Source organism: Algoriphagus mannitolivorans DSM 15301 (genome assembly GCF_000429425.1).
GTDB lineage: Bacteria > Bacteroidota > Bacteroidia > Cytophagales > Cyclobacteriaceae > Algoriphagus > Algoriphagus mannitolivorans.
Window position 1 is genome coordinate 95,974 of record NZ_KE386902.1, and the last position, 22,290, is coordinate 118,263.

The following is a 22,290-nucleotide window of genomic DNA, read 5'->3' on the forward strand; positions in this document are numbered from 1 at the left end:
GCAGGAAAAGCTCAAGTCAAAGTGGGCTGACTTGCTCATACACGGTGATGTCACAATAATAATCCATGTCAACTGATTAAGCAAATATTTTGGTTGGGACGCGCATTTTTTCTTGCTTTTTCTTCAGTAAATCAGCTGTCTAAGGACTTGAAGAGATTTGAGCGGGCTGGAATTGTCCAGGTGCTCACTGTAGAATTCGAGCAGAAAATCAAGAAGTTTTCTTCGTAAAACCCCATTGATTTTGGCGGGGCTTTGATATCCTTCTTTCAGAAGTTGGTTGAGATAGGTGTCTAATTCCAGCAGTTCTGGATTTGAAAAAGGCTGATTTTTGGATTCCGAAAGAAAAAGAGAGGCTTCATCGGGACCAAAACCTAAATACCTCGCTTTTTCGATCAGAAAAACAATCGGAAAATGGGCGAGATTGACTTCTAGTTGATCCAAGGAGGTCACACTTTCCTCCAGAAAGTCAAAAAGAAGTTCATTCTGGTAGTTTTCATAAATGCTTCGGCCGATTACCTCTGTCATGAAAAGGGCTACTGAAGTTCGCTGAAAATCAAAAGGAATTCGCTGATAGGGATATTTCAACTTTGCTTCGGAGATTCTTTGCAGCCCAGTGTTTTCTTTGTCATACACAACCAGGTCCACCAGGGTGAGAGGTTGGTACAGTGCCATTTTGCTCCCTTTTCCCTGAGTTCGAACGCCATTGACCAAATAAGACTTCAGGCCGAGTTCACGAGTGAAAATCTTCACGATAATGCTTGTCTCCTTATACTTAAGGCTGCTCAGCACGATCCCACTGGTCTTTTTGATCATGGGTTAATTATTTTTTATCTTCCAAATAGCACTTTCGGCATCTGGCTTCATAGGATTCTTTTTCGCCCAGCATCACCTTGTCCTTGCTGGTGGAAAGTCTGAAAGAGAAAGCTGCCAAGTCTCCACATTTCATACAAATGGCATGAACCTTCGTCACGTATTCGGCGATGGCCATCAACTGTGGCATAGGTTCGAAGGGTTTTCCTTCAAAGTCCATATCCAATCCCGCCAAAATCACGCGCTTTCCCTGATTTGCAAGCTTCTGGACTACATCAGCCAGGTCCAAATCAAAAAACTGGGCCTCATCTATTCCCACTACCTCACAGTCTCCGGCAAGTAAAAGAATATCTCCGGCAAAGTTCACGGGGGTGGAGCGGATTGAGTTTTCATTGTGTGAGACCACATTTTCCTCATGGTAGCGCTTGTCCAGAGAAGGTTTGAAAATCTCCACTTTAAGTCGGGCAATGCGGGCACGGGTAAGACGTCGAATCAGTTCTTCTGTTTTTCCGGAAAACATGGATCCGCAGATCACTTCGATCTGGCCTTTCCGCTCTGGAGATTTGTTTTTGTTAGGTGAAGGTTCTACAAACATGAATCTATTCCGTGTAGTGAAGGTGGGGAAATTTATTGATTTCGGCTACTCGAATGACGATCTCTCCTTCCAAAATCCGGGTCTGACAAGTAAGCCTTTCCCTTTCGCCTAGCCTACCTTGATTTCTATAAAAGTGCTCTCGCTCGGTCATTTCGCTGAGTTTGGCAGAATTTCTCACAAGAATCATTTTACAGGTGGTGCAGCGGCCTTTTTTCCCGCATGCATGCATCCAGTCGATACCGTTTTCATGAATTAATTCAATAACTTTACGGTCAGTGTCAGCCGAATCAATGCTGAAATTTCCCAGGTTTTGTATGATTATTCGGGGCATTTGTACGTTTGATTTTGAAAACAAGACCCACTCATGACAGTTCAAATTAACAGCAATTATTTAGAAAATTATTCCAAGGAATACGCCCAGATCGTCTGTGATCGGTTTTTTTCTTCCAGGCAATTCATTACTGGTCAGGATATCATCCAGTTGACCAACAGTACCCAAGTCAATTTTTTTATCATCAAAAGGTTGTTTGAACAATGGCAAGAGGAATTAGCCAAACTGAAAAGCAACCCGTTTTTTGATTACCGGGATATTGCGGTACATGAAGCTTTGACTCAATTCATGAATGTCCTGTCCAGAAGGATTAAGGTGGAAAAGTCTCATTTTGAGCCTTTGGTGAGGGCTGCAGTCGCTCAGGCTATCCGCGTGGCATGTTTCCCCGTGGAGTTTTATCAAGAAGAAGTCAAAAAAGCTCCGGCAGGAAAAATCAATGAATACCTGAAGGAGAATAAGAAATATTATAAGTGGAATGAAAAGGCGGTCACTTTCCTGATCGACAAGGCTGGTTTTGGTCTGGACCGAGAAGCTTATTTGAAAGCAATTGCTGCCAACTTTCAAGTCATTCAGGATAGTCTGGAGTCAAAAAATTTACTTTTAGCTACTTTGGGAGAGATCAAGCCCTTTGACTTGGATCAGTACATCGTTGCGGATGAATCATTTGTGGACCAAGCAGAGGAAGAAACGGTAAATTCTGATTCAGGCTCATCATTTTTTGAATCCATGGAATCGGAAGAAGAGTCTAAGCCAGTCGAAAAGGTCGAGACAATTCAAAAGGTTGCTGAGCCTGTGAAAAAACAGCCTGCGCAAGCTCCTATGAATTCTAATGGTGGAAGTTTGGTGGCTTCAAGTTTAAAAGCGCATTTCTCTGCGGAGTCTTACAAAGGAATGAAAGGCATTATGGGAGAGCTTTCTGAAAGTTTGGCCCTCAATCAGCGGTTTATGTTTACCAAGGAACTGTTTGATGGAAATGCTGATCTGTTAAAGCATGCTTTGAAAACTATCGATGAGGAAAGCTCCTTCGAGGCTGCTGTCGAACTGATCAATGCCCGATATGTTTCGGAACTGGACTGGGACACCAACTCGGAGGCTGTGAGGGAGTTTTTACAGCTGGTGTATCGAAAGTTCGCAGATTGATAAAACTGAAAAAGGAGGACCAAAAGTCCTCCTTTTTTAATTTAATCTTCCCAATTGGAAAGCCCTTGAAGAATCCAGTTTGATAAAGATGAAGAGCAATATGGTGAATGACCAGAGGGAGGATCCACCGTAGCTAAAGAATGGTAAGGGAATACCCACGACTGGAAAAAGTCCGATGGTCATGGCGATATTAATCATAAAGTGAAACAACAGAATCGAGACCACGCAATAGCCGTAAATCCTCGAAAATCTGGTTTTTTGCCTTTCCGCCATGACTACCAAGCGGTAGAGTAGGGCTGTAAACAAACCGATGACAATCAAGCTTCCCACCCAGCCAAATTCTTCTCCAAGAGTACAGAAAATAAAATCTGTATGCTGCTCGGGTACAAAGTCAAATTTGGTTTGAGTTCCCTCCAAATAACCTTTTCCGAGCAGTCCTCCAGACCCGATGGCAATTTTGGATTGGGTCACATTCCATCCTACTCCCAAAGGATCAATGTTGGGATTAAAGAGTACCATGATCCGGTTTTGCTGATGGGGAGGAAGTTTGCCAACTACATAATCCAAAGAATAGATATAGGCTATCAATCCCAAACCAATAAGAGAAAATACAAGAGTTCTTTGCCAGGTTCTTCTTCCTAAGGAAACCAAAATAGCAACTACTATAACTATGGCTCCTGCCAAATAAAGATTGTTTTCTATCCCCAGACCTAAAAGAGTAACTGCTACTAAACCAAATCCCAATACGAAAAACCACTGAGGTAGTCCCTCACGGTAGAACATCAGCAGCACAGAGAAATAAACCATTGCGGTCCCGGTGTCAGGCTGTAAGAGGATCAATCCAACTGGGATCAAAAGAATGGAAAATGCAATGATTTGGTAGTTCTTCTTGGAGAGGTCGAAGGTTGGCCTTTCCATAACTTTTGCCAGGGCAAGTGCAGTAGTCAACTTAGCAAACTCTCCAGGTTGGATTCGGAATGAGCCAAAGCCAACGGAAAGAACCTGACCATTGACTTCCTTTCCTAAAAAGGGAGTAATAACCAAAATCCCGATGAAGAGGATGTAAATCGGTAAGGCCAGATTCTCGAAAAATCGGTAATCCGCCACCATGATCAAGGTGATTAAAGCAATGGAAATACCTATTCTGACTAACTGCTGGCCGGAATTGATGGATAGGTCCCAAATTTCCTTAGGATATTGGCTATCGAATACCGCCGCATAGATATTAATCCAGCCTATAAAGACTAGCGCAAAATAGATGGAGACTGCAATCCAGTCGACTCGGTTGATTTGGATATCCGATTCTCTCATCAATAAATAAATTTTCCGGCCTTAACATATTCTTCCAATTCAGGCCGAGTGATGTTGCCTCTTAGGTATTTTTCAATCATCAATGAAGCAGTACTCGCAGCAGCTCTTCCACCCCATCCCGCATTTTCCACATAGACTGCTATGGCAATTTTAGGGTCATCTTTGGGAGCAAAGGCGAAAAACACAGAATGGTCTTCTCCATGTGGGTTTTGGGCCGTTCCTGTTTTGCCTGCAATGACAATATCCTTAATGACGGCTCTAGCCGCAGTGCCGTAAATAGCTTCTGCCATCGCATCCTGAATCAAATCAAAATGTTTCTCGTCAATGCCCACCTCATGCTTGATTTGGAATTTTCCTGGGACAAGCGTTTCATCCCCATCAATTGCTTTGACCAAATGCGGGGTGTAGTAATACCCTTTGTTTGCAAAAATACAGACCATGTTGGCCATTTGAAGGGGAGTTACCAGAAGCTCACCCTGCCCAATGGAAAGGGAATAAATCGTAGAATACTTCCATCGCCCTTCTCCATATACCCTGTCGTACAATCTGCTCGAGGGAATAGATCCGCCTTTTTCATTGGTCATATCCACTCCAAGTGGCGAGCCAAGTCCAAACTTGAGAACCTTTTCTCTCCAAGCGTTTAGCCCGATTTCGGTATCCTTAAAAGTATTAGTTGAGATATCCTGATTGATAATCATTCGGAATGCCTGGTGGTAATAAGGATTGCAGGAATTTCGGATTGCCCCAAAGAGATTCACCGGATTCGGGTGATTGTGACAGGCTACCAGAGATCGGTTGCAGGCAAAGGTCGTATTTGGAGTTAGGATCCCTTCCTGAAGGCCGATTAGGCTTTGGACGATTTTAAAGATTGAACCGGGAGGGTAGGTGGCCATGATGGGACGATTGAAAAGTGGCTTTTCAATATCCCGGTTAAGACGAAGGTAATTCCTGCTGAATTCTGCCCCCGTAAGTTCATTGGGGTCGTAAAAAGGAGCCGAAATCATGGCTAATATTTCCCCGGTTTTGGGTTCTATGGCCACGACAGATCCTTTTTTACCGGCCATAAGCATCTCCCCATACATCTGAAGCTCCATGTCCAAGGTGGAGGTGATATTTTTCCCTGCCACGGAAGCGGTATCATATTCTCCGTCTTTAAATGGCCCCTTGTCCACTCCACGGACATTGACCATTTTGTATTTGGCTCCTTTTTTTCCTCTCAGTTCATTTTCATAGAACTTTTCCATGCCGCTCAAGCCAACGTAGTCACCTTGGGAGTAATATTTTGTGGTGTCCCTTTCCAGCTGAGTTCCACTGATTTCCCCGATGTATCCCAAAGCATGAGATGCGGTGGAATTCGGGTAGGACCGAACGGCTCTTGTCATGATAAATAAGCCCGGATAATCAATCAAAAAATCTTGAATTCGAGCAAATTCAGTAGTCGATATTTGTTTGATCAAAGTGGAAGGCTTTACCCAAGAATACTTCTTGGCGGCGGCTAAAGATTCCTTTAGCTGATCTTTTGGGATCTTGAAAAGCTGGCAAAATTTAGCGGTGTCCTGGATTTTCAGTTCCTTGGGAACGACCATCAAATCAAAGATCGGGTTGTTGTACACCAGCAGCTTCCCATTTCGGTCATAGATCAATCCTCGATAGGGATGGTCTACGATCCTTTGGATAGCATTCCGTTCAGCTTTTTTGGTAAAGCTGTCATCTAATACTTGAATGGAAAATAGCTTGACTAGCAGAACCACACTCACCAAGAAAATAAAGATGAGTATGATTACAGGTCTTTGTTCGTTCATCAGATCCCCCTCCTACGTTTGAAAAACAGTAGTTGTACAAGTATAGCCAAAAGGCATGTGAAAATCGAGGAAAAAAGGCTTTTATTCAAGACTGAAAAAAAGCTGCCAAATCCCCATTGATCCAATCCGAAAAACATCAATGAAAACCCGAAGACCAGTGGAAATGAATAGCTTAAAAACCATCCCAAGCCCATTTGGTTGAAACTAGGAGTCTGCAAGTCGTCATATCCACCTGTAGGACTGATTACCTTCAGCCAGATTGGTCTGAGAAAAGCCAATAATGTCGCTGCAGCCGTATGAAGACCGATCGTTTCATAAAACAAGTCCACGATAAAGCCCAACCCAAAAGCGATCAGAAGTAGGGGAATGGTCCTCATACTGATGGGCATTAATAAAAGACCCAAGAGGTACAAAAACGCAAAAGCATGACCGAAAAGGGCCAGATTTTTCAATAGGAAAATCTGCACCAATACCAAAAGGATTAGCCTAAGAGGATAGATGAGCAGATTTCTAATATTCATTGCTTACTTCTGATTGTTGAAAAAGTGTGTCCAATTCTTCAAACTGGGTATTTTCCACCAAATACACATAAGTGATTTTGCCAAAGTCAACCGCTAGCTTCAATTTGATTTGAAGGTAATTGGGATTGTCTTTATCCGGATTAACCTCTGAAATTACACCAATTGGAATCCCCTCTGGAAACACGGCATTAAATCCTGAAGTAATGACTGTATCTCCTGGCTGGGCCTTCACGTGCCGAGGAATGTATAGCAAATTAGCTTCTGAGGCATCTCCTCCGTCCCATTGAACAGAGCCAAAATCATTGGTGGTTTTTATTTTGGAAGAAACCAAGAGTCCCGTATTCAAAAGAGAAAAGGCTACCGCATAGTTCTGAGAGACAGATTTTACCCTTCCGATTACTCCATCGGAATTGAAAACACCCATTCCCGGCTTCACCCCATCTTTAGCTCCCTTATTAAGGGTAATGTAATTCTGGGAGAAGCGAATGGAGTTCCCAATTACCCGAGCACCTTTGAATTCATAAGAAACCATCAAAAGGGAGTCGAGCTGGAGGTAAACACTGTCCGCAGGCCTGGAGAAAGATTGAAGCTTTTCCAGAATCTGCGCATTTTCATCAGCCAGCTGCTCATTGGCTTGGGCTAAGGAAAAAAACTGAACCAAATCTGCTTGCTTTTTCAGGACGGATCCAATGACTGCATTGGAACTGTTAAAGAAAGCTGCACCCTGGGGAGAATTGTTGGTGACAACCATCCAGACGGCTGCCACTTCCAAAAGAATAAATAATAGAAATGCCCTTATTCGATAAAGGAATTGTAGGATGCGTAGCATTCAGTACTTAGGTCATCAAGACGGTTCGGAAGTTTTGGATATTTTTCAAAGCTGTACCAGTACCTCTTACCACAGCTCTAAGTGGATCCTCTGCGATGTGGATCGGAAGTTTGGTTTTCTGGTGAAGTCTTTTGTCCAGACCTTTCAGTAACGCACCCCCGCCGGTAAGATGTATACCATTGTCATAAATATCTGCGGACAATTCTGGCGGTGCAATTTCCAATGCCTTCAATACTGCCTCTTCGATTTTGGAGACTGACTTGTCCAGCGCGAAAGCAATCTCAGAATAGGATACTTTGATGACTTTTGGAATTCCAGTCATCAAGTCTCGGCCTCGGATTTCATAATCTTCAGGAGCCTCGTCCAATTCAGTTAGCGCTGATCCGATGGCAATTTTCACTTTTTCGGCAGATCTTTCACCGATCAGCAAGTTATGTTGACGACGCATGTAGTCCAAGATGTCTTTGGTGAAGGTATCACCTGCGACACGGATAGATTGGTCCGCCACGATACCGGACAAGGCGATAAGTGCAATCTCTGTAGTACCCCCTCCAATGTCCACGATCATGGATCCCATCGGTTTTTCGATGTCGATGCCAATCCCGATTGCAGCTGCGATCGGTTCATAGATCATATAGACTTCCTTAGCCCCTGCGTGCTCAGCTGAATCACGAACCGCTCTCTTTTCCACTTCGGTGATTCCAGAGGGAATGCAGATCACCATACGATGGGATTGCGGGAACATGCCTTTTTTCTGTCCTGGGATCATTTTGATCAATCCTCGGATCATTTGCTCTGCGGCATAGAAATCAGCAATTACCCCATCCTTGAGCGGACGGATAGTTCTGATATTTTCGTGAGTCTTCTCGTGCATGTTCATCGCTTCTCTACCGACCGCCAGTACACGGTTGTTGGTTTTATCGATCGCAATGATCGAAGGCTCATCCACCACAATTTTATCCTTGTGGATAATCAGGGTGTTTGCAGTACCCAAATCGATGGCGATGTCGCTAGAGAAAAAATCAAATAATCCCATTTTATACTTACTTCGTTGGCTTTTTATTGGACTTTGGAGTTTAAGATAGTACCTGAGTACTGATTTTAAACGTGGGTCGGCAAAATTATTATCTTAAATTGATAAAACTGAGGGAAAGAAGATTTTTTTGTTTGAGTGTAGTAAATGATTTTCAAACCGATGGCTTTAGGGTTTTTTCTGAAATTTCAAGGATTTCCTTTGGTGCATAATATTTTAATAGTGTGAGGCACTTTGCATTTCGGTATTCTTTGTATTAATTTTGCAGCGTATTCGAAAGTTTCTGGAGGGGACAACAAGTCCCCTCTTTCATTATTCTGACTTATGGCTGGATTGAAGCAAGCAATAGAAGAGCTGGTGCTCAAGCATCTTCCGGATGATTCTCACTTCCTGGTGGAGGTGAAAATGGAAGACAAGGCAGGAAAAACCAAGCTTTTGATTCTGATCGATGGAGATCAGGGTGTGACTATTGAGACCTGTGCGCTGGTAAGCCGTAGGGTATCCGATGAGCTCGAGACCAACGAACTGATCGATCAGGCCTATTTGTTGGAGGTTTCTTCTCCAGGATTGGACTATCCGCTGGGTAGCACAAGACAATATCAGAAAAATATCGGAAGGGATCTGAAAATCCTTCTCGAATCTGGTTCGGAATTGTCCGGCAAGCTTCTGGAAGCCCAGGATGATGCAGTGAAGCTTTTGGTGAAAAAGAAAGAAAAAGGAAAAAAAGCAACCGAAGAGGAGCTTATGATTCCTACCAAAGAAATTAAGAAATCAATCGTACAAGTATCTTTTAAATAACTCCAATGGATGCCAAAATCTTAATAGAATCCTTCGCTGAATTTGCGAGGTCTAAAAATGTGGATCGACCTACCATGATCCGTATTCTCGAAGATGTATTCCGCGCGATGATCCGAAAGAAGTTTGAATCCGATGAAAATTTTGACGTTACCATCAATGCCGATAAAGGTGACTTGGAAATCTTCCGCATCCGGGAGATTGTCGACGACAACTCTGAGGATATTTGGGATTTTGACAAAATCAGTCTTTCTGATGCCAGAAAAATCGAACCTGATTTTGAAATCGGAGAAGAAGTGTATGAAAAAGTAGAGCTGGAAGAATTTGGACGCAGAGCGGTTCAGATGGCCAGACAGACTTTGATACAAAGAATTAAAGATCTTGAAAAAGATATCCTTTATAATAAATATGAGGAGCAGGTTGGAGAAATTATCTCTGCAGAGGTTTATCAAATTCTCGGTAGAGAGATTCTTTTGATCGATGGAGAAGGAAATGAACTGATCCTTCCAAAAGGAGAGCAGATTCCAAAAGACCGCTTCCGTAAAGGAGATACTGTGAAGGCAATTGTCCACAGAGTGGATATGATCAACGGGAATCCAAAAGTGATCCTGTCCAGAACATCTCCGGTTTTCTTGGAGCGGTTGTTTGAAAATGAAGTACCGGAAGTTTACGATGGCTTGATCACGATCATCAAGATCGTACGTGAGCCAGGAGAAAGGGCAAAAGTTGCCGTGGAATCCTACGATGACAGAATTGATCCTGTCGGAGCTTGCGTGGGGATGAAAGGTTCCCGAATTCATGCCGTAGTCCGTGAGCTTCAAAATGAAAATATTGACGTAATCAACTACACAGATAATTTGGAGCTTTATGTGTCCAGGGCTTTGAGTCCTGCCAAAGTATCTTCGATTTCTGTGAATGCTGAGACCAAAAGAATTTCTGTATTCCTTAAGCCTGATCAGGTTTCCCTTGCCATTGGTAAAGGAGGTCACAACATCAAGCTTGCCAGCCGATTAGTCGGTTATGAGATTGATGTATTCAGAGAGTTGAATGAATACGAAGAAGAAGATGTGGATCTGATGGAATTTTCCGATGAAATCGATAGCTGGATTATCGACGAGTTGAAAAAAACCGGTTTGGACACTGCCAAGAGTGTTTTGGCATTGACCAAAGAGGACTTGACCCGCAGAACAGAGTTGGAAGAAGAGACCATTGATGAGATCTTCAGAATACTTAAAACAGAATTTGAACAATAAAAAGGGCTTAGCCCGAAGAATACCCTAATTTTACTTAAGATTTCGAAAGAGGTTTTTGCTTATGTCAGACGAAAAAATGATGCGATTAGGCCAGATTGCCAGGAAACTTAACGTTGGTACTGCTACCATTGTGGAGTCTCTTGGTAAAAAAGGCTTTGAAGTGGAGAATAATCCGAATTCCAAGATCACCATGGAGCAGGTGGCCATGCTGGAAAAGGAATTCAAATCTTCTGCGCTTGAAAAAGAAGAGGCTTCCCACCTCTCAATTGGGAAAAGACATGAGCCGATCTCTATCGAACCTGAGGTAGATAGGGTAGAAAAGGCTCCTGAACCGGCTCCTGTGCCTGAGCAAAAGGTAGAACCTACCCCTCCGCCAGCACCCGCACCCGCACCTGCACCAGCGCCAGCTCCCGAACCCACTCCTGCACCGGCTCCAGAGCCAGAAAAGGTAGTTCCTGAAGCTCCAAAGTTGGAGGGAATCAAGATTTTGGGTAAGATCGACTTGGATAAAAAACCAGCCGCTCCCGAACCAAAACCTGCTCAGAAGCCCATACAACAAGAAGCGCCTAGACAGCCTAAGCCTCAAGCTCAGGCTCCTAAGCAAGCGGCTCCTCAGCCCAAAAAAGAAGCACCAAAGCCTCAGCAAGCAACTCCGAAAGCTCCACCTGCTGAACCTAAGCCCAAGCCTGCTGAAGACCAGCTCATTTCTGCGAAGGCAGATTCATTGAAAGGTCTTACGGTTTTGGGTAAAATCGAACTTCCGGTTGAGCGCTCCAAGAAAAAGGGTGGTCCGGTAGCTTCATCCGATGAAAGAAATCGGGATAAGAAAAGACCTAGAAAAAGAATTGATAAGCCTGGAACTCCAGGTGGACAAGGTAACCGTCCACAAGGTGATGGCAACAGAGGGGGAGGCCGTCCCGGTCAAAATACCAGAGGCCAAAAAGGGGGCAATCAGCAGCAAAGAACTCAAAAGGCTGAGCCTACCCAAAAAGAAATTCAGGATCAAATCAAACAGACTTTGGCTAGACTTCAAGGCAATAAGCCTGGAGGCAAGACTAAGTCTAGGAGAGATAAGCGCGCTGACCGTGATCGGGAAACCGAGATGGAGGGCGAAGAAACCAAAATCCTAAAAGTAACCGAATTTATCTCTGCAAATGACCTTGCGGCATTGATGGATGTGACTGTAAATCAGATCATCTCTACCTGTATGTCCTTGGGAATGTTCGTTTCGATCAATCAACGATTGGATGCTGAAGCGATTACCATTATTGCAGATGAGTTTGGTTATGATGTAGAATTTACCAAGTCTATCGAAGATGAAATCGTTGCTGAGGTAGAGGATGATCCGGATGATTTGGAAGAAAGAGCTCCGATTGTGACCATTATGGGTCATGTCGATCATGGTAAGACATCCTTGCTTGACTACATCAGAATGTCCAAGGTTACCGCTGAGGAAGCAGGGGGAATTACCCAGCACATCGGTGCCTATGATGTAATGACCAAGACCGGCCATAAGATCGCCTTCTTGGATACTCCGGGTCACGAAGCATTTACTGCGATGCGTGCCCGTGGTGCGAAAATCACTGACGTGGCAATTATTGTGATTGCTGCTGACGATAGCATCATGCCTCAGACCAAAGAAGCCATCAACCATGCGCAAGTAGCTGGTGTACCGATGATTTTCGCGATCAACAAAGTCGATAAGCCAAATGCCAAGCCTGAAAAAATCAAGGAAGAATTGGCTAACATGAATTTGTTGGTGGAAGAGTGGGGTGGTAAATACCAGTCCCAAGACATCTCTGCCAAAACAGGTCAGGGTGTTGACGAGCTATTGGAAAAAGTATTGTTGGAAGCGGAGATTCTCGAATTGAAAGCCAATCCACACAAAAATGCAGTAGGTACTGTCATCGAAGCCTCTCTTGACAAAGGTCGTGGATATGTGGCAACAATCATGGTACAAGCGGGTACTTTGAAAATCGGTGACGTCATGCTAGCAGGTCAACATTATGGTCGTGTAAAGGCTATGTTCGATCACAAAGGCAAAAAAGTGAAAGAAGCAGGACCATCTACTCCGGTATTGATGCTGGGTCTAAGTGGTGCTCCTCAGGCTGGTGACACTATCAAAGTTTACGATACCGAAAGAGAAGCTAGAGAAATTGCCAATTCCAGAGAGCAGATCCAAAGAGAGCAAAGTCTCCGAACCAAGAAGCACATCACCTTGGATGAAATCGGAAGACGTTTGGCAATCGGAAGCTTCAAGGAGCTTAATATCATCATCAAAGGTGACGTGGATGGTTCCGTGGAAGCACTTTCCGATTCATTGCTAAAGCTTTCCAAGGATGAAGTAAAAGTGAATATTATCCATAAGGGTGTCGGACAAATTTCTGAGTCAGATGTACTCCTTGCATCTGCTTCAGATGCGATCATCATCGGATTCCAAGTTCGTCCTTCTTCCAATGCTAAGAAATTGGCTGAGCAAGAAGAAATCGAAATCCGTCACTACTCCATCATCTACGATGCGATCAACCAGATCAAGGATGCGATCGAAGGGATGTTGGAGCCAGAATTCGAAGAAGTTATCACCGGAAATATCCAGGTCAGAGAGGTCTTCAAGATTTCCAAAGTTGGAACTGTTGCTGGATCTTATGTTACCGACGGATTTATCACCAGAAAGAACAAAATCCGAATTATTCGAGACGGTATTGTAATTCACGAAGGCGAAATCGATCAGTTGAAGAGATTCAAAGACGATGTAGCTGAAGTGAAGGCAGGATACGAATGCGGTATCTCCATCAAAAACTTCAACAATATTCAGGTCGATGATACCATCGAAGGATATGAAATGAAGGAAATTAAAAGGAAAAAATAATTCTTAATTATACCCCAAAGAAAGGAACGATAGCATCGTTCCTTTTTTGGTTTATGCTATGTTTGAAGCCATCCGTTTATTTGTCGCAGGCCTATTCGGCCTGTGTATTCTTTCCTTAGTGTTGGGCTTGATCCGTCCAGTTTGGGTGCTTTGGTTTTTGGATCGGTTTAACAGGCTCAAGGTAATTCAAGTTTATGGAGGGGTTTCAATTGGGCTAGGGTTAATGCTGGTTTTGTTTTGTTGGATAGGCTGAACAAAAAAGAAAATTTTGAAAAAATAAGATATATAGTCCTAAAATATATTTTTTCTGGTTTTTAGGACCTTTCATTTTCTTATTTGAGGAAAAACACACACATTTCGAAATTGAAATAGTCCACTTGAGAAAGATCATTTCCATAGCGCTCCTAATTTGCTTTGCCATCTTCCATTTTGGCTACTATGGATTTTATTTTTCAGCTTCTTATTCCTTGGAAAATCAATGGAAAGACCAAATTTATGGGGCTCAGACTTCTGGCTTGGAAGAGCGAATGATGGAAATTCCCTTGTCCGCTCCCTATATGGCCAATCAGGAAGAATTTCAAGCGACCAATACCCGATTTGAAAAAGACGGAAAATATTTTCGGGCTATCAAGCAAAGATACCAAAACGATACCCTACAGGTTGTTTACGTTCCTGATACCGCCAGAAGGGTCTTGGAATCTTCTGTGAAAAAATGGATCTCCTCACTCGTAGAGGATGAATTACCCCAAGATCAGGGAGGTAAAACCTTCGTAAAATTATTTGCCAAAGACTATTTAGAATCTGACGTTTTTAGCCTTACACTAGCTGATCGGTCAGGGTATGAAATACAGATTGGGTTTATTTTTTCGACTTACATGAGTCCTGATTTCACACTAGATTCCCCTCCTCCCCAGATTTCCTGATTTTCTTAATTTCTGATTATTCCATAGGCTGGAGTGATTGGGTATGCACTTAATTTCACTAAAGCAGGAAATCCTAACAGCATTAGGGCTTCCTGCTTTTAGACTATTTCCTCCTTTTTACCTTCAATTTATCTCCATGAACTTCTATTATAAGTTCCTGAATGGTTTGCTATTAGCCATTTTGGGACTGCAAACCTATACCTTGGCTCAATCCCCAACGGATGAGCTGATGATGCCCAAGCATGAAATCTGCTTTTTGGGAAATTATGAATACGGTCAATTCGATGAATACTGGGAAGGATCCCTTCTAAGAACAAACGGAACTATAGCTACTGTCCAGCGCAGGACCGCCCTTTTGATGGCGGCATACGGACTTACTTCCAAGCTGAATATCTATGCTGGGATACCTGTAGTGTCCACCAACTCTACCTATCCTAATGGAGGAAGATTTGCAGGAGCCAAAGGTTTCCAGGATTATTCCATCGGTTTGAAATATAAAGTCTTTCAAAAGGATTTTGAAAAGAGTGAGTTTTCAGGCTTCGCCTCACTTAATTTCTCCAACAGAGCCTCTGATTACCTCTCTGATTACCAGCCCTATTCTTTAGGACTTGGCACTCCCCAATTAGCATGGAGGGGAGTTGTCCATTATAAATTGGAAAGCGGTGTTTATTTCAGAGGGGGAGGGGCCTTTGTCTGGAAAGGCTATACGAAAGCAGAGCGGGAATATTATTACAATGACGGAAGCTATTATACCCCATGGATGGACGTTCCCAATTCTTGGAACTACGAACTTACTCTTGGAAAATGGATCAAAGGACATGCACTTCGGGTAGAACTTAGCTACATGGGCCAGCGCTCCTCTTCAGGAGACGATATCCGCGCCTACAATGCTCCCCAACCCACCAACCAGGTCAACATGGAAAGGGTTGGAGTTTTTGCTCATTATTATTTCCAAAAAATCAAAGGACTGGGTGTTTTGGCATCCTATAATCAGGTGATCGATGGGAAAAATGCCCCAAAAATGTCCAGCCTTGGAGCTGGCATCACCTACCAGTTTAGCCTTTTGAAATAACGACCACACCCATGAAAAAACATTTACATTATATCCTGTATTTATCCTTGTTCGGCATATTTTCCTGCAATAAGGATCTCCAAACCGAACTTCCATACGAAAGCTATGAATATGCTTCCCTAGACGAGAATGGGGGAAACTGGAAGCCAATACTTCTTACTTCAGGAGCAGAAATCAGTATTCCTGTGCCCGAGGCCACGAATTCTTCTGCCTATCAGGCGGAGTTGGCTCAGACCAAACAGGCCATTCAAAATATGAATGCAACCCAGCGAAAGAAGCTTGCCTATTGGACCAATAACCCGGTGGTCAGATGGAATGAGATCGGACTTTTCTTGATTGCGAAATACAATCTTATCCCGGGCCCCAATCCGGATGGAAGTTATTCCCAGCCCGACCCTCAAAATCCGGGGGGGCCTCCAAGTTTTCCTTTTGCACATCCTCCCTATGCCAGTAGAGCACTGGCGTATTTGTCTGTAGCCCAGTTTGACGGGTTGATAGCCACCTGGCATTATAAATACAAATACAATAGACCAGCTGCCTATCGATCTGATTCTTCCATTCCTACGGCTTTTCACCAGCAAAATATACCAGCCTATCCTTCTGATGGGGCAGTGATCGCCTCTGCTTCCCGGCGAATTTTGACGGCCATGTTTCCTCTGGAAGCAGCTTTTTTGGAACAAAAAGAAAAAGAGCATTTGGAAAGTCTTCTGCTTTCAGGCGAGTTTGTGAAGAGTGATTTGGAGGCTGGCACTCAATTAGGGCAGGCCATTGCGGCCAAAGCCTTGGCAAGAGCAGCCCAGGATGGGATGAAAAATGCCCAAACCACCAAAGCTGTTTCAGATTCCATTGCCAATGCTGCTTTTCAAAGATTTGGGTGGAAATGGGAAAATATGGAATCCCCCCAAAGACCTGTGGGTTTGACTCCATTGTTTGGCAAGGTAAAGCTTTGGAATGTTCCGCGTGTGGAGGATACCCGTCCGGGAATTCCTCCGGCACCCGGATCTCCAGCTTTTGAAGCGGATGTAAAGATCCTGAAGGATTATGCAGCCAACCGAACCTCAGAGCGAAGAAGAATTGCAAATTTCTGGCAAGACGGTCTAGGGACTTACACTCCTCCTGGACATTGGAATGACTTTGCCAACCGATACATTGTCCAGTATAAAATGAGTACGCTTCGTTCTGCCCGTACTTTGGCCTACCTCAATATGGCGATTATGGATGGAGGGATCAGTTGCTGGGATGCTAAGTACTATTATCATTACCCGCGTCCTATTCAGCTGATCAAAGGATTCGAGACAATTGCGGGTACGCCTAATTTTCCAGCTTATACTTCCGGACATTCGGTCTTTTCGGCTGCAGCGGCTGAGGTTTTGGCTTATGTATTTCCAAAAGAAGCTCAGCTTTTCAGAACCTGGGCCGAGGAAGCTGCCATTTCACGAGTGTATGGTGGAATTCACTGGACTTTTGATGCTACAGTAGGCACGAAACAGGGAAGAGATGTGGCGCAGTACACCATTCTAAGAGCCCGTCAAGACGGTGCTGATAAATAATAAAAGCTGTCAAAGAGCCTTTGCGGGCTCTTTGGCTTCTGCTTTCAGGCTTTTGAAGGCCAGGAAAATCAAGGAAATTGCCAGTACAAAAAGCAAGGCAGCAATAAGGGCTAAGACATAGCCTTTTTCCTGAAAGTTTTTCCAGGCAAACAGGCCCAAGGAGGCAAGTGTGACCGTAAACATGAAGAACATGGGCAAAGTCACAAAGGTGGCGGGGATATTTTTCTTGATTAGCCAAACCGCAATGGTCAACAGGGCTAAGGCCGCTAAAAGCTGATTGGCTGAACCGAAAATCGGCCAAAGGGTGGAAAACTCACCGGAAAGCAAAAGGAGAACTGAAAGTACGACCACGATGAAGGTGGATAGGTATCGGTTCTTTGCCAGGACCTGGGCGGCAGGTTGAGGCATATCTTCGAAATATTCCTGAAGGGTAAACCTGGCCAGTCGGGTACAGGTGTCTAAGGTAGTCAGTGCAAAAGCTGACACCGTTAAGGCCACAAAACCAATAGCAAATTGTTCTGAAACGCCCAAAGTAGAAATCATTCCCCCAAGACCTGTGGAAAACAAGGAAACGGGACCTTCTGAAGTCAGTCTTTCAAAATATTCAGTTCGGGAAAGGACTACCACAGCTCCTACGGAAATTATTGCTAAAAATGATTCGATCAACATTCCTCCAAAGCCGACAACTTTAGCATCGCTTTCCTTATCCAATTGCTTGGAAGTAGTCCCGGAAGCTACTAAAGAGTGAAACCCGGAAATTGCACCGCAGGCAATGGTCACAAACAAAACGGGGAAAACATATCCCAGATTTTCACTGGAGGCCTGAATTTGATTCCCCATCTCAATTTCTGGGTTTGCTACTATTACTCCTAAGACAGCGGCGATCATCATTCCATACAGCAAGTAGCTGTTGAGGTAATCTCTGGGTTGTAAAAGCAGGGAAACAGGTGTGACAGAGGCGATAAAGGCATAAGCCAAAAGCACCAAAATCCAGATTTCATAACTCAATACAAAAGGAAGCTGAGTGCCCAAATAGACGAAATAGTACATCAAGACTACTCCTACCACGGTCAAAAGAATGAAGGAAATGGTTCGGTTACCAATCAGTCGATTCACATAGCCAAAAGCTACTGCCAAGCCAATAAAGAGGATAGAAGCTGAGGCTACTCCTGGATTTGAGACAAAAGTTTTGGCAATGATATCAGAGAAAACTCCGATCACAAGGATCAAGGTAGAAAAGGAAAACAGGACAAAGAGTTGTTTGCCCTTGGGACCGATTTGATTTCGGATGATCACGCCGATGGATTTTCCCTCCGTGCGTAGAGAAGCTGCCATACTTCCCAAGTCGTGCACTGCTCCAAAGAAAATTCCTCCTACCAAAATCCAAATCACAGCGGGAATCCATCCAAAGGTTACCGCAATGATGGGCCCCACAATTGGTCCTGCGCCGGCAATGGAAGCAAAATGGTGTCCTAAAACCACTATTGGCTTGCTGGGCTCGTAATCTACTCCATCCCGATGAGTATGGGAAGGAGCCTTTCGGGAGTCATCCAAACCAAATTTTTTATAGACAAAGCTTCCGTAAAACCTGTATGCGGCAATCAAAATGACTGCTGAAATCAATAATAGGAGGGCTAAACTCATGGTTATTTGGGAAGAAGCGAGATTAGGTTATGAAATGGTAGGTTCATCAATTAATTTTCAAAATAATATAAAAATACTCGGCTGGAAAAGTGAATTTACGGGATAGGTAGTGATTGTCTTTTAGGAACTAAGCAGCGATTAAATTTTAATTACTGGAGATTAGGTCTAAATTTGTAACCTTTGACTCGTCAAAAAAACACTCTAACGAATCCTTATGGCTTGGTTTAAAAGAACTGACAAAGGCATTAAAACCTCAACCGCCGAGAAGAAAGACGCTCCTGACGGTCTGTGGTTTAAAACGCCAAACGGGAATATCATCCATACCCGTGAGCTTAAAAACAATTCTTATGTGTGCCCAGATGATGATTTTCACGTCAAAATCGGCTCCAAAGAATACTTCGAAATCCTTTTTGATAACAATAAGTTTACAGAGCTGGACAAGAATATGACCTCCGGTGATCCACTGAAATTTGTGGATACCAAGCCGTACTCTTCCAGAATTGAAGCTACCATCAAAAAATCTGAGCTCAACGATGCGGTGAGGACTGCCCATGGCAAAATGAATGGCTTGGAAATCGTGGTAGCTTGTATGGATTTCAACTTCATCGGAGGCTCCATGGGGTCTGTGGTAGGGGAAAAAATCTCAAGAGCAATTGATTATTCCCTAAAACACAAGGTTCCTTTTTTAATGATCTCCAAATCTGGAGGTGCGCGAATGATGGAAGCGGGCTTTTCCCTGATGCAAATGGCCAAAACATCGGCAAAATTGGCGCTTTTGGATCAAGCTGCGATTCCTTACATCTCACTTTTGACAGATCCGACTACAGGGGGGGTGACTGCATCCTACGCCATGCTTGGGGATTTCAACATTGCCGAGCCGGGAGCATTGATCGGATTCGCAGGACCAAGAGTTATCCGGGAGACCATCGGGAAAGATTTGCCCAAAGGCTTTCAAAGTTCTGAGTTCGTTTTGGAGCATGGATTCCTGGATTTCATCATCGATAGAAGACAATTGAAGGCCAGATTGACCACTTTGCTAAACCTCTTGAACAATTAATCAGTTACCTTATCAAAAAGCCAAATGAATTGAAGGCAATTTTCAATTTGATTGGCCTGTTTTAGTGATTAATAAATATATTTGTGCACCCAAATTGGGGCCTATTCCTACGAAAAAGTAAAACCAAAATTTCATGGGTTCTGTAATTATTACGTCCATTGTAGCATTTACGATAATCATTCTGCTACTGGTACTTATTCTCCTCTTCGCCCAGTCCAAACTGGTCAACTCAGGAGATGTGAAAATTATCATTAATGGTGATGAAAGCAATCCAATTGTAACTGCAGCTGGATCTACCTTGCTTTCTACACTGGGAAATCAAAAGATCTTCCTTCCTTCTGCTTGCGGTGGAGGTGGTACTTGCGCGATGTGCAAGTGTGTGGTGGAAGAAGGTGGCGGTGATGTGCTTCCTACTGAAGTGGGACACTTGAGCCGTGCTGAGCAACAAGGTCAAGTTCGATTGGCTTGCCAGGTTAAAGTAAAGAATGATCTTAAAATCCGTGTTCCTGAAGAAATCTTCGGAATTAAGAAATGGGAGTGTGAGGTTATTTCCAACTACAACGTTTCCACCTTTATCAAAGAATTCAAAGTAAAACTTCCTGAGGGAGAAAACTTGGATTTCGAAGCAGGTGGATACATTCAGATTGACGTTCCTGCCATCACTGTAAATTTCAAGGATATGGACATCACTCCGCATCCTGAGTTGGGTCACCCAGCTGACGTTTATAAGAGTGATTGGGACAAGTTTGGTCTTTGGTCTTTGGTCATGAAAAATGATGAGCCTCTATTCAGAGCTTATTCTATGGCCAACCACCCAGCGGAAGGTAATATCGTGATGTTGACTATCCGTATTGCTACTCCACCATGGGATAGAGCTAACAACAAATGGATGGATGTAAATCCAGGGGTTTGTTCCTCTTATGTATTCTCCAGAAAGCCAGGAGACAAAGTAACCATCTCTGGTCCTTATGGTGAATTCCACATCAACCCGACCCAAAGAGAAATGGTCTACATCGGTGGTGGTGCAGGTATGGCTCCATTGAGAGCTCAGATATTCCACCTTTTCCATACTGAAAAGACCTCCAGAAAAGTGTCTTACTGGTATGGTGGACGATCTAAGAAAGAATTGTTCTACGTGCCTCATTTCAGAGAGATCGAAAAAGATTTTCCAAACTTCAGCTTCCACATCGGACTTTCCGAACCGCTTCCAGAAGATAACTGGAAAGTGAAAAAGTCCTTGGAAGACAAAGAAGCTGATGGTTATGTAGGATTCATCCATCAGGTATTGTATGATAACTACCTGAAGAATCACCCTGAGCCAGATGAAGTAGAATACTACCTATGCGGTCCTCCTTTGATGAACGCGGCAGTATTGAAGCTTTTGGATGACTTAGGCATTCCTAAAGAAAACATCAGATTTGACGACTTTGGTGGTTAATCAAAAAATAAAAATCCCGCTTCGGCGGGATTTTTTAGTTTAGTACCATTTTTGTTTAATTTTATTCAACCATCGCCTACGTATGAATATCCAGTCTTTTTTTGATCCTGTCCCTGAGTATCTACTTCAAAAATCCTATTCTGAAAACACGCTTTTCCATCAAATGAAAGTTTATGGAAAAGATTTTCCCGACCTAAAAGAGGTGAAAATTGCTTTGGTCGGACTTAAGGAAAGTCGAGGTACGGCAAGGGCCGAAAGTGTAAGTCGTGGAAGTTCTGAAATCCGTGAGAAGCTCTATGAGCTGAAAAAAGGCCCCAATGCCATCCGATTGGTGGATTTGGGGGATTTGATTTCAGGAGAAACCCTCAATGATACCTACCAAAACCTCAGACAGGTAGGAGAGTATCTGATGAAGCAGCAAATTCTTCCAATCTACTTTGGAGGTACTCACGACTTAGATTATGGACAATACCTTTCCTACCAGAAAATGAAAAAGCTGGTGAGTTTGGTCAATGTGGATTCCAAAATCGACATGGAAGAAGTGGGGAAAGAGGACACGCGTCATACCCAGGAAATAGTGCTCCACCAGCCAAATTTCCTTTTCTCCTATACCCATCTGGCTTATCAAAGCTTCTTGGTAGATCCTTCCCTGGTCAATGTGCTGGAAAAGCTATATTTCGATCATGTCAGGTTAGGCCAAATCCGTGATAAATTTACTGAGATTGAGCCCCTAATTCGGGATGCTGATTTACTCAGCTTTGACCTGTCTGCAATCCAGTCTGCGGATGCTCCGGGAGCTGTGGATGCGCAACCTTTTGGACTTTCTGGAGAAGAAGCCTGTCAGATTAGCTGGTTTGCGGGCACTAACGAGAAATTAAGCTCCTTTGGTCTCTATGGCTACGACCCGTATTTTGATGATCCTAACAACAAAACTGCGAAAGTAGCAGCAGTCATGATCTGGTATTTCATAGAAGGGTTTTACAGTCGAAAAGACAGCCTTTCCTTTAAAAGCTCTGATTATATCAAATACACAGTCTCTTTGGATACAAAGCCTAATTCCCTTGTTTTTTATAAAAGTAAAAGGAGTGGAAAGTGGTGGATGGAAATCCCTCATAACGAATCAGACCGGTTTGACCGCGTAAGTACGGTTCCTTGTAGCTATGCTGACTATCAAATGGCCCAAAAAGGGGAAATTCCGGAGCGATGGATCAATTCCCAGATTAAGTTGTTTTGATGAGATCTTGCAAGACTTGGAAAATTGCATTTTGGGAAATTTGTCCATGGAGTTTAATAGTGTCCTCGGAAATTTTTCGGTGA

At 43.5% G+C, this 22,290-nt stretch carries 19 protein-coding genes; 10 read left to right on the forward strand and 9 right to left on the reverse strand.

Annotation, left to right across the window (positions count from 1 at the left end):
* Positions 1-123: 123 nt before the first annotated feature.
* The 3 genes from recO to G458_RS0117280 are packed head-to-tail and all read right to left on the reverse strand — an operon-like array spanning position 124 to position 1,736.
* On the reverse strand, positions 124-813 hold the full coding sequence (recO, locus tag G458_RS0117270; RefSeq protein WP_026953001.1) for a DNA repair protein RecO: 690 nt from the start codon (positions 811-813) through the stop codon (positions 124-126).
* 7 nt (positions 814-820) lie between these two features.
* Positions 821-1,405, reverse strand: coding sequence for a thymidine kinase (locus G458_RS0117275; RefSeq protein ID WP_026953002.1), 585 nt, complete (start codon positions 1,403-1,405; stop codon positions 821-823).
* Positions 1,406-1,409: 4 nt separating this feature from the next.
* Positions 1,410-1,736: a 2Fe-2S iron-sulfur cluster-binding protein gene (locus G458_RS0117280; protein ID WP_026953003.1), complete on the reverse strand. Its 327-nt coding sequence runs from the start codon at positions 1,734-1,736 to the stop codon at positions 1,410-1,412.
* 33 nt (positions 1,737-1,769) lie between these two features.
* Between G458_RS0117280 and G458_RS0117285 the strand changes: the two genes are divergently transcribed.
* Complete coding sequence (locus G458_RS0117285; protein WP_026953004.1) at positions 1,770-2,876, forward strand: hypothetical protein; 1,107 nt, start codon at positions 1,770-1,772, stop codon at positions 2,874-2,876.
* A gap of 36 nt (positions 2,877-2,912) precedes the next feature.
* Here G458_RS0117285 and rodA read toward each other — a convergent pair whose 3' ends face one another.
* From rodA to G458_RS0117310, 5 genes are read right to left on the reverse strand one after another with little or no spacing between them, the layout of a single operon-like run.
* Positions 2,913-4,187: a rod shape-determining protein RodA gene (rodA, locus tag G458_RS0117290; protein ID WP_026953005.1), complete on the reverse strand. Its 1,275-nt coding sequence runs from the start codon at positions 4,185-4,187 to the stop codon at positions 2,913-2,915.
* Positions 4,187-5,989, reverse strand: a complete 1,803-nt coding sequence (gene mrdA / locus G458_RS0117295) for a penicillin-binding protein 2 (protein WP_026953006.1) — start codon at positions 5,987-5,989, stop codon at positions 4,187-4,189. The genes rodA and mrdA overlap by 1 nt, the downstream gene beginning before the upstream one ends.
* Positions 5,989-6,510, reverse strand: coding sequence for a hypothetical protein (locus G458_RS0117300; RefSeq protein ID WP_026953007.1), 522 nt, complete (start codon positions 6,508-6,510; stop codon positions 5,989-5,991). Before G458_RS0117300 ends, mrdA begins: the two co-directional genes overlap by 1 nt.
* Positions 6,500-7,339, reverse strand: a complete 840-nt coding sequence (mreC, locus tag G458_RS0117305; protein WP_026953008.1) for a rod shape-determining protein MreC — start codon at positions 7,337-7,339, stop codon at positions 6,500-6,502. The genes G458_RS0117300 and mreC overlap by 11 nt, the downstream gene beginning before the upstream one ends.
* Before the next feature lie 7 nt (positions 7,340-7,346).
* On the reverse strand, positions 7,347-8,375 hold the full coding sequence (locus G458_RS0117310) for a rod shape-determining protein (RefSeq protein WP_026953009.1): 1,029 nt from the start codon (positions 8,373-8,375) through the stop codon (positions 7,347-7,349).
* A 321-nt stretch (positions 8,376-8,696) separates the two neighbouring features.
* Between G458_RS0117310 and G458_RS0117315 the strand changes: the two genes are divergently transcribed.
* From G458_RS0117315 to G458_RS0117345, 6 genes are all read left to right on the forward strand, one after another.
* On the forward strand, positions 8,697-9,170 hold the full coding sequence (locus tag G458_RS0117315; protein ID WP_026953010.1) for a ribosome maturation factor RimP: 474 nt from the start codon (positions 8,697-8,699) through the stop codon (positions 9,168-9,170).
* A 5-nt stretch (positions 9,171-9,175) separates the two neighbouring features.
* Entirely contained in the window at positions 9,176-10,420 is a 1,245-nt protein-coding gene (gene nusA, locus G458_RS0117320; RefSeq protein WP_026953011.1) for a transcription termination factor NusA, read from the forward strand.
* 61 nt (positions 10,421-10,481) lie between these two features.
* Positions 10,482-13,289: a translation initiation factor IF-2 gene (infB, locus tag G458_RS0117325; protein WP_026953012.1), complete on the forward strand. Its 2,808-nt coding sequence runs from the start codon at positions 10,482-10,484 to the stop codon at positions 13,287-13,289.
* 377 nt (positions 13,290-13,666) lie between these two features.
* Positions 13,667-14,212, forward strand: coding sequence for a hypothetical protein (locus G458_RS0117335; protein ID WP_026953013.1), 546 nt, complete (start codon positions 13,667-13,669; stop codon positions 14,210-14,212).
* Between the two features lie 136 nt (positions 14,213-14,348).
* Entirely contained in the window at positions 14,349-15,284 is a 936-nt protein-coding gene (locus G458_RS0117340; RefSeq protein WP_035468503.1) for a hypothetical protein, read from the forward strand.
* Positions 15,285-15,295: 11 nt separating this feature from the next.
* Complete coding sequence (locus tag G458_RS0117345; protein WP_026953015.1) at positions 15,296-16,834, forward strand: phosphatase PAP2 family protein; 1,539 nt, start codon at positions 15,296-15,298, stop codon at positions 16,832-16,834.
* Positions 16,835-16,843: 9 nt separating this feature from the next.
* On the opposite strand, the gene G458_RS0117350 is transcribed toward G458_RS0117345, so the two are convergent.
* Entirely contained in the window at positions 16,844-18,478 is a 1,635-nt protein-coding gene (locus tag G458_RS0117350) for a carbon starvation CstA family protein (protein ID WP_026953016.1), read from the reverse strand.
* A 214-nt stretch (positions 18,479-18,692) separates the two neighbouring features.
* Here G458_RS0117350 and accD point away from each other — a divergent pair, with 214 nt between their 5' ends.
* From accD to G458_RS0117370, 3 genes are all read left to right on the forward strand, one after another.
* Positions 18,693-19,535 (forward strand): acetyl-CoA carboxylase, carboxyltransferase subunit beta, encoded by an 843-nt coding sequence (gene accD, locus G458_RS0117360; protein ID WP_026953017.1) that lies wholly within the window; start codon positions 18,693-18,695, stop codon positions 19,533-19,535.
* 133 nt (positions 19,536-19,668) lie between these two features.
* Positions 19,669-20,973 carry an NADH:ubiquinone reductase (Na(+)-transporting) subunit F gene (gene nqrF / locus G458_RS0117365; protein WP_026953018.1) on the forward strand — a complete coding sequence of 435 codons (1,305 nt, stop codon included), beginning with the start codon at positions 19,669-19,671 and terminating at the stop codon, positions 20,971-20,973.
* An 82-nt stretch (positions 20,974-21,055) separates the two neighbouring features.
* On the forward strand, positions 21,056-22,207 hold the full coding sequence (locus G458_RS0117370) for a formimidoylglutamase (protein ID WP_026953019.1): 1,152 nt from the start codon (positions 21,056-21,058) through the stop codon (positions 22,205-22,207).
* Positions 22,208-22,290: the final 83 nt, after the last annotated feature.

What these genes read in the sequence shown, in the direction of transcription:
- nusA (WP_026953011.1), top strand. Translation starts at nt 9,176, where the DNA reads ATGGATGCCAAAATCTTAATAGAATCCTTCGCTGAATTTGCGAGGTCT.
- rodA (WP_026953005.1), bottom strand. Translation starts at nt 4,187, where the DNA reads ATGAGAGAATCGGATATCCAAATCAACCGAGTCGACTGGATTGCAGTC.
- G458_RS0117280 (WP_026953003.1), bottom strand. Translation starts at nt 1,736, where the DNA reads ATGCCCCGAATAATCATACAAAACCTGGGAAATTTCAGCATTGATTCG.
- G458_RS0117345 (WP_026953015.1), top strand. Translation starts at nt 15,296, where the DNA reads ATGAAAAAACATTTACATTATATCCTGTATTTATCCTTGTTCGGCATA.
- nqrF (WP_026953018.1), top strand. Translation starts at nt 19,669, where the DNA reads ATGGGTTCTGTAATTATTACGTCCATTGTAGCATTTACGATAATCATT.
- G458_RS0117370 (WP_026953019.1), top strand. Translation starts at nt 21,056, where the DNA reads ATGAATATCCAGTCTTTTTTTGATCCTGTCCCTGAGTATCTACTTCAA.
- infB (WP_026953012.1), top strand. Translation starts at nt 10,482, where the DNA reads ATGTCAGACGAAAAAATGATGCGATTAGGCCAGATTGCCAGGAAACTT.
- accD (WP_026953017.1), top strand. Translation starts at nt 18,693, where the DNA reads ATGGCTTGGTTTAAAAGAACTGACAAAGGCATTAAAACCTCAACCGCC.
- G458_RS0117285 (WP_026953004.1), top strand. Translation starts at nt 1,770, where the DNA reads ATGACAGTTCAAATTAACAGCAATTATTTAGAAAATTATTCCAAGGAA.
- G458_RS0117275 (WP_026953002.1), bottom strand. Translation starts at nt 1,405, where the DNA reads ATGTTTGTAGAACCTTCACCTAACAAAAACAAATCTCCAGAGCGGAAA.
- G458_RS0117340 (WP_035468503.1), top strand. Translation starts at nt 14,349, where the DNA reads ATGAACTTCTATTATAAGTTCCTGAATGGTTTGCTATTAGCCATTTTG.
- G458_RS0117310 (WP_026953009.1), bottom strand. Translation starts at nt 8,375, where the DNA reads ATGGGATTATTTGATTTTTTCTCTAGCGACATCGCCATCGATTTGGGT.
- mrdA (WP_026953006.1), bottom strand. Translation starts at nt 5,989, where the DNA reads ATGAACGAACAAAGACCTGTAATCATACTCATCTTTATTTTCTTGGTG.
- G458_RS0117350 (WP_026953016.1), bottom strand. Translation starts at nt 18,478, where the DNA reads ATGAGTTTAGCCCTCCTATTATTGATTTCAGCAGTCATTTTGATTGCC.
- G458_RS0117300 (WP_026953007.1), bottom strand. Translation starts at nt 6,510, where the DNA reads ATGAATATTAGAAATCTGCTCATCTATCCTCTTAGGCTAATCCTTTTG.
- mreC (WP_026953008.1), bottom strand. Translation starts at nt 7,339, where the DNA reads ATGCTACGCATCCTACAATTCCTTTATCGAATAAGGGCATTTCTATTA.
- G458_RS0117315 (WP_026953010.1), top strand. Translation starts at nt 8,697, where the DNA reads ATGGCTGGATTGAAGCAAGCAATAGAAGAGCTGGTGCTCAAGCATCTT.
- recO (WP_026953001.1), bottom strand. Translation starts at nt 813, where the DNA reads ATGATCAAAAAGACCAGTGGGATCGTGCTGAGCAGCCTTAAGTATAAG.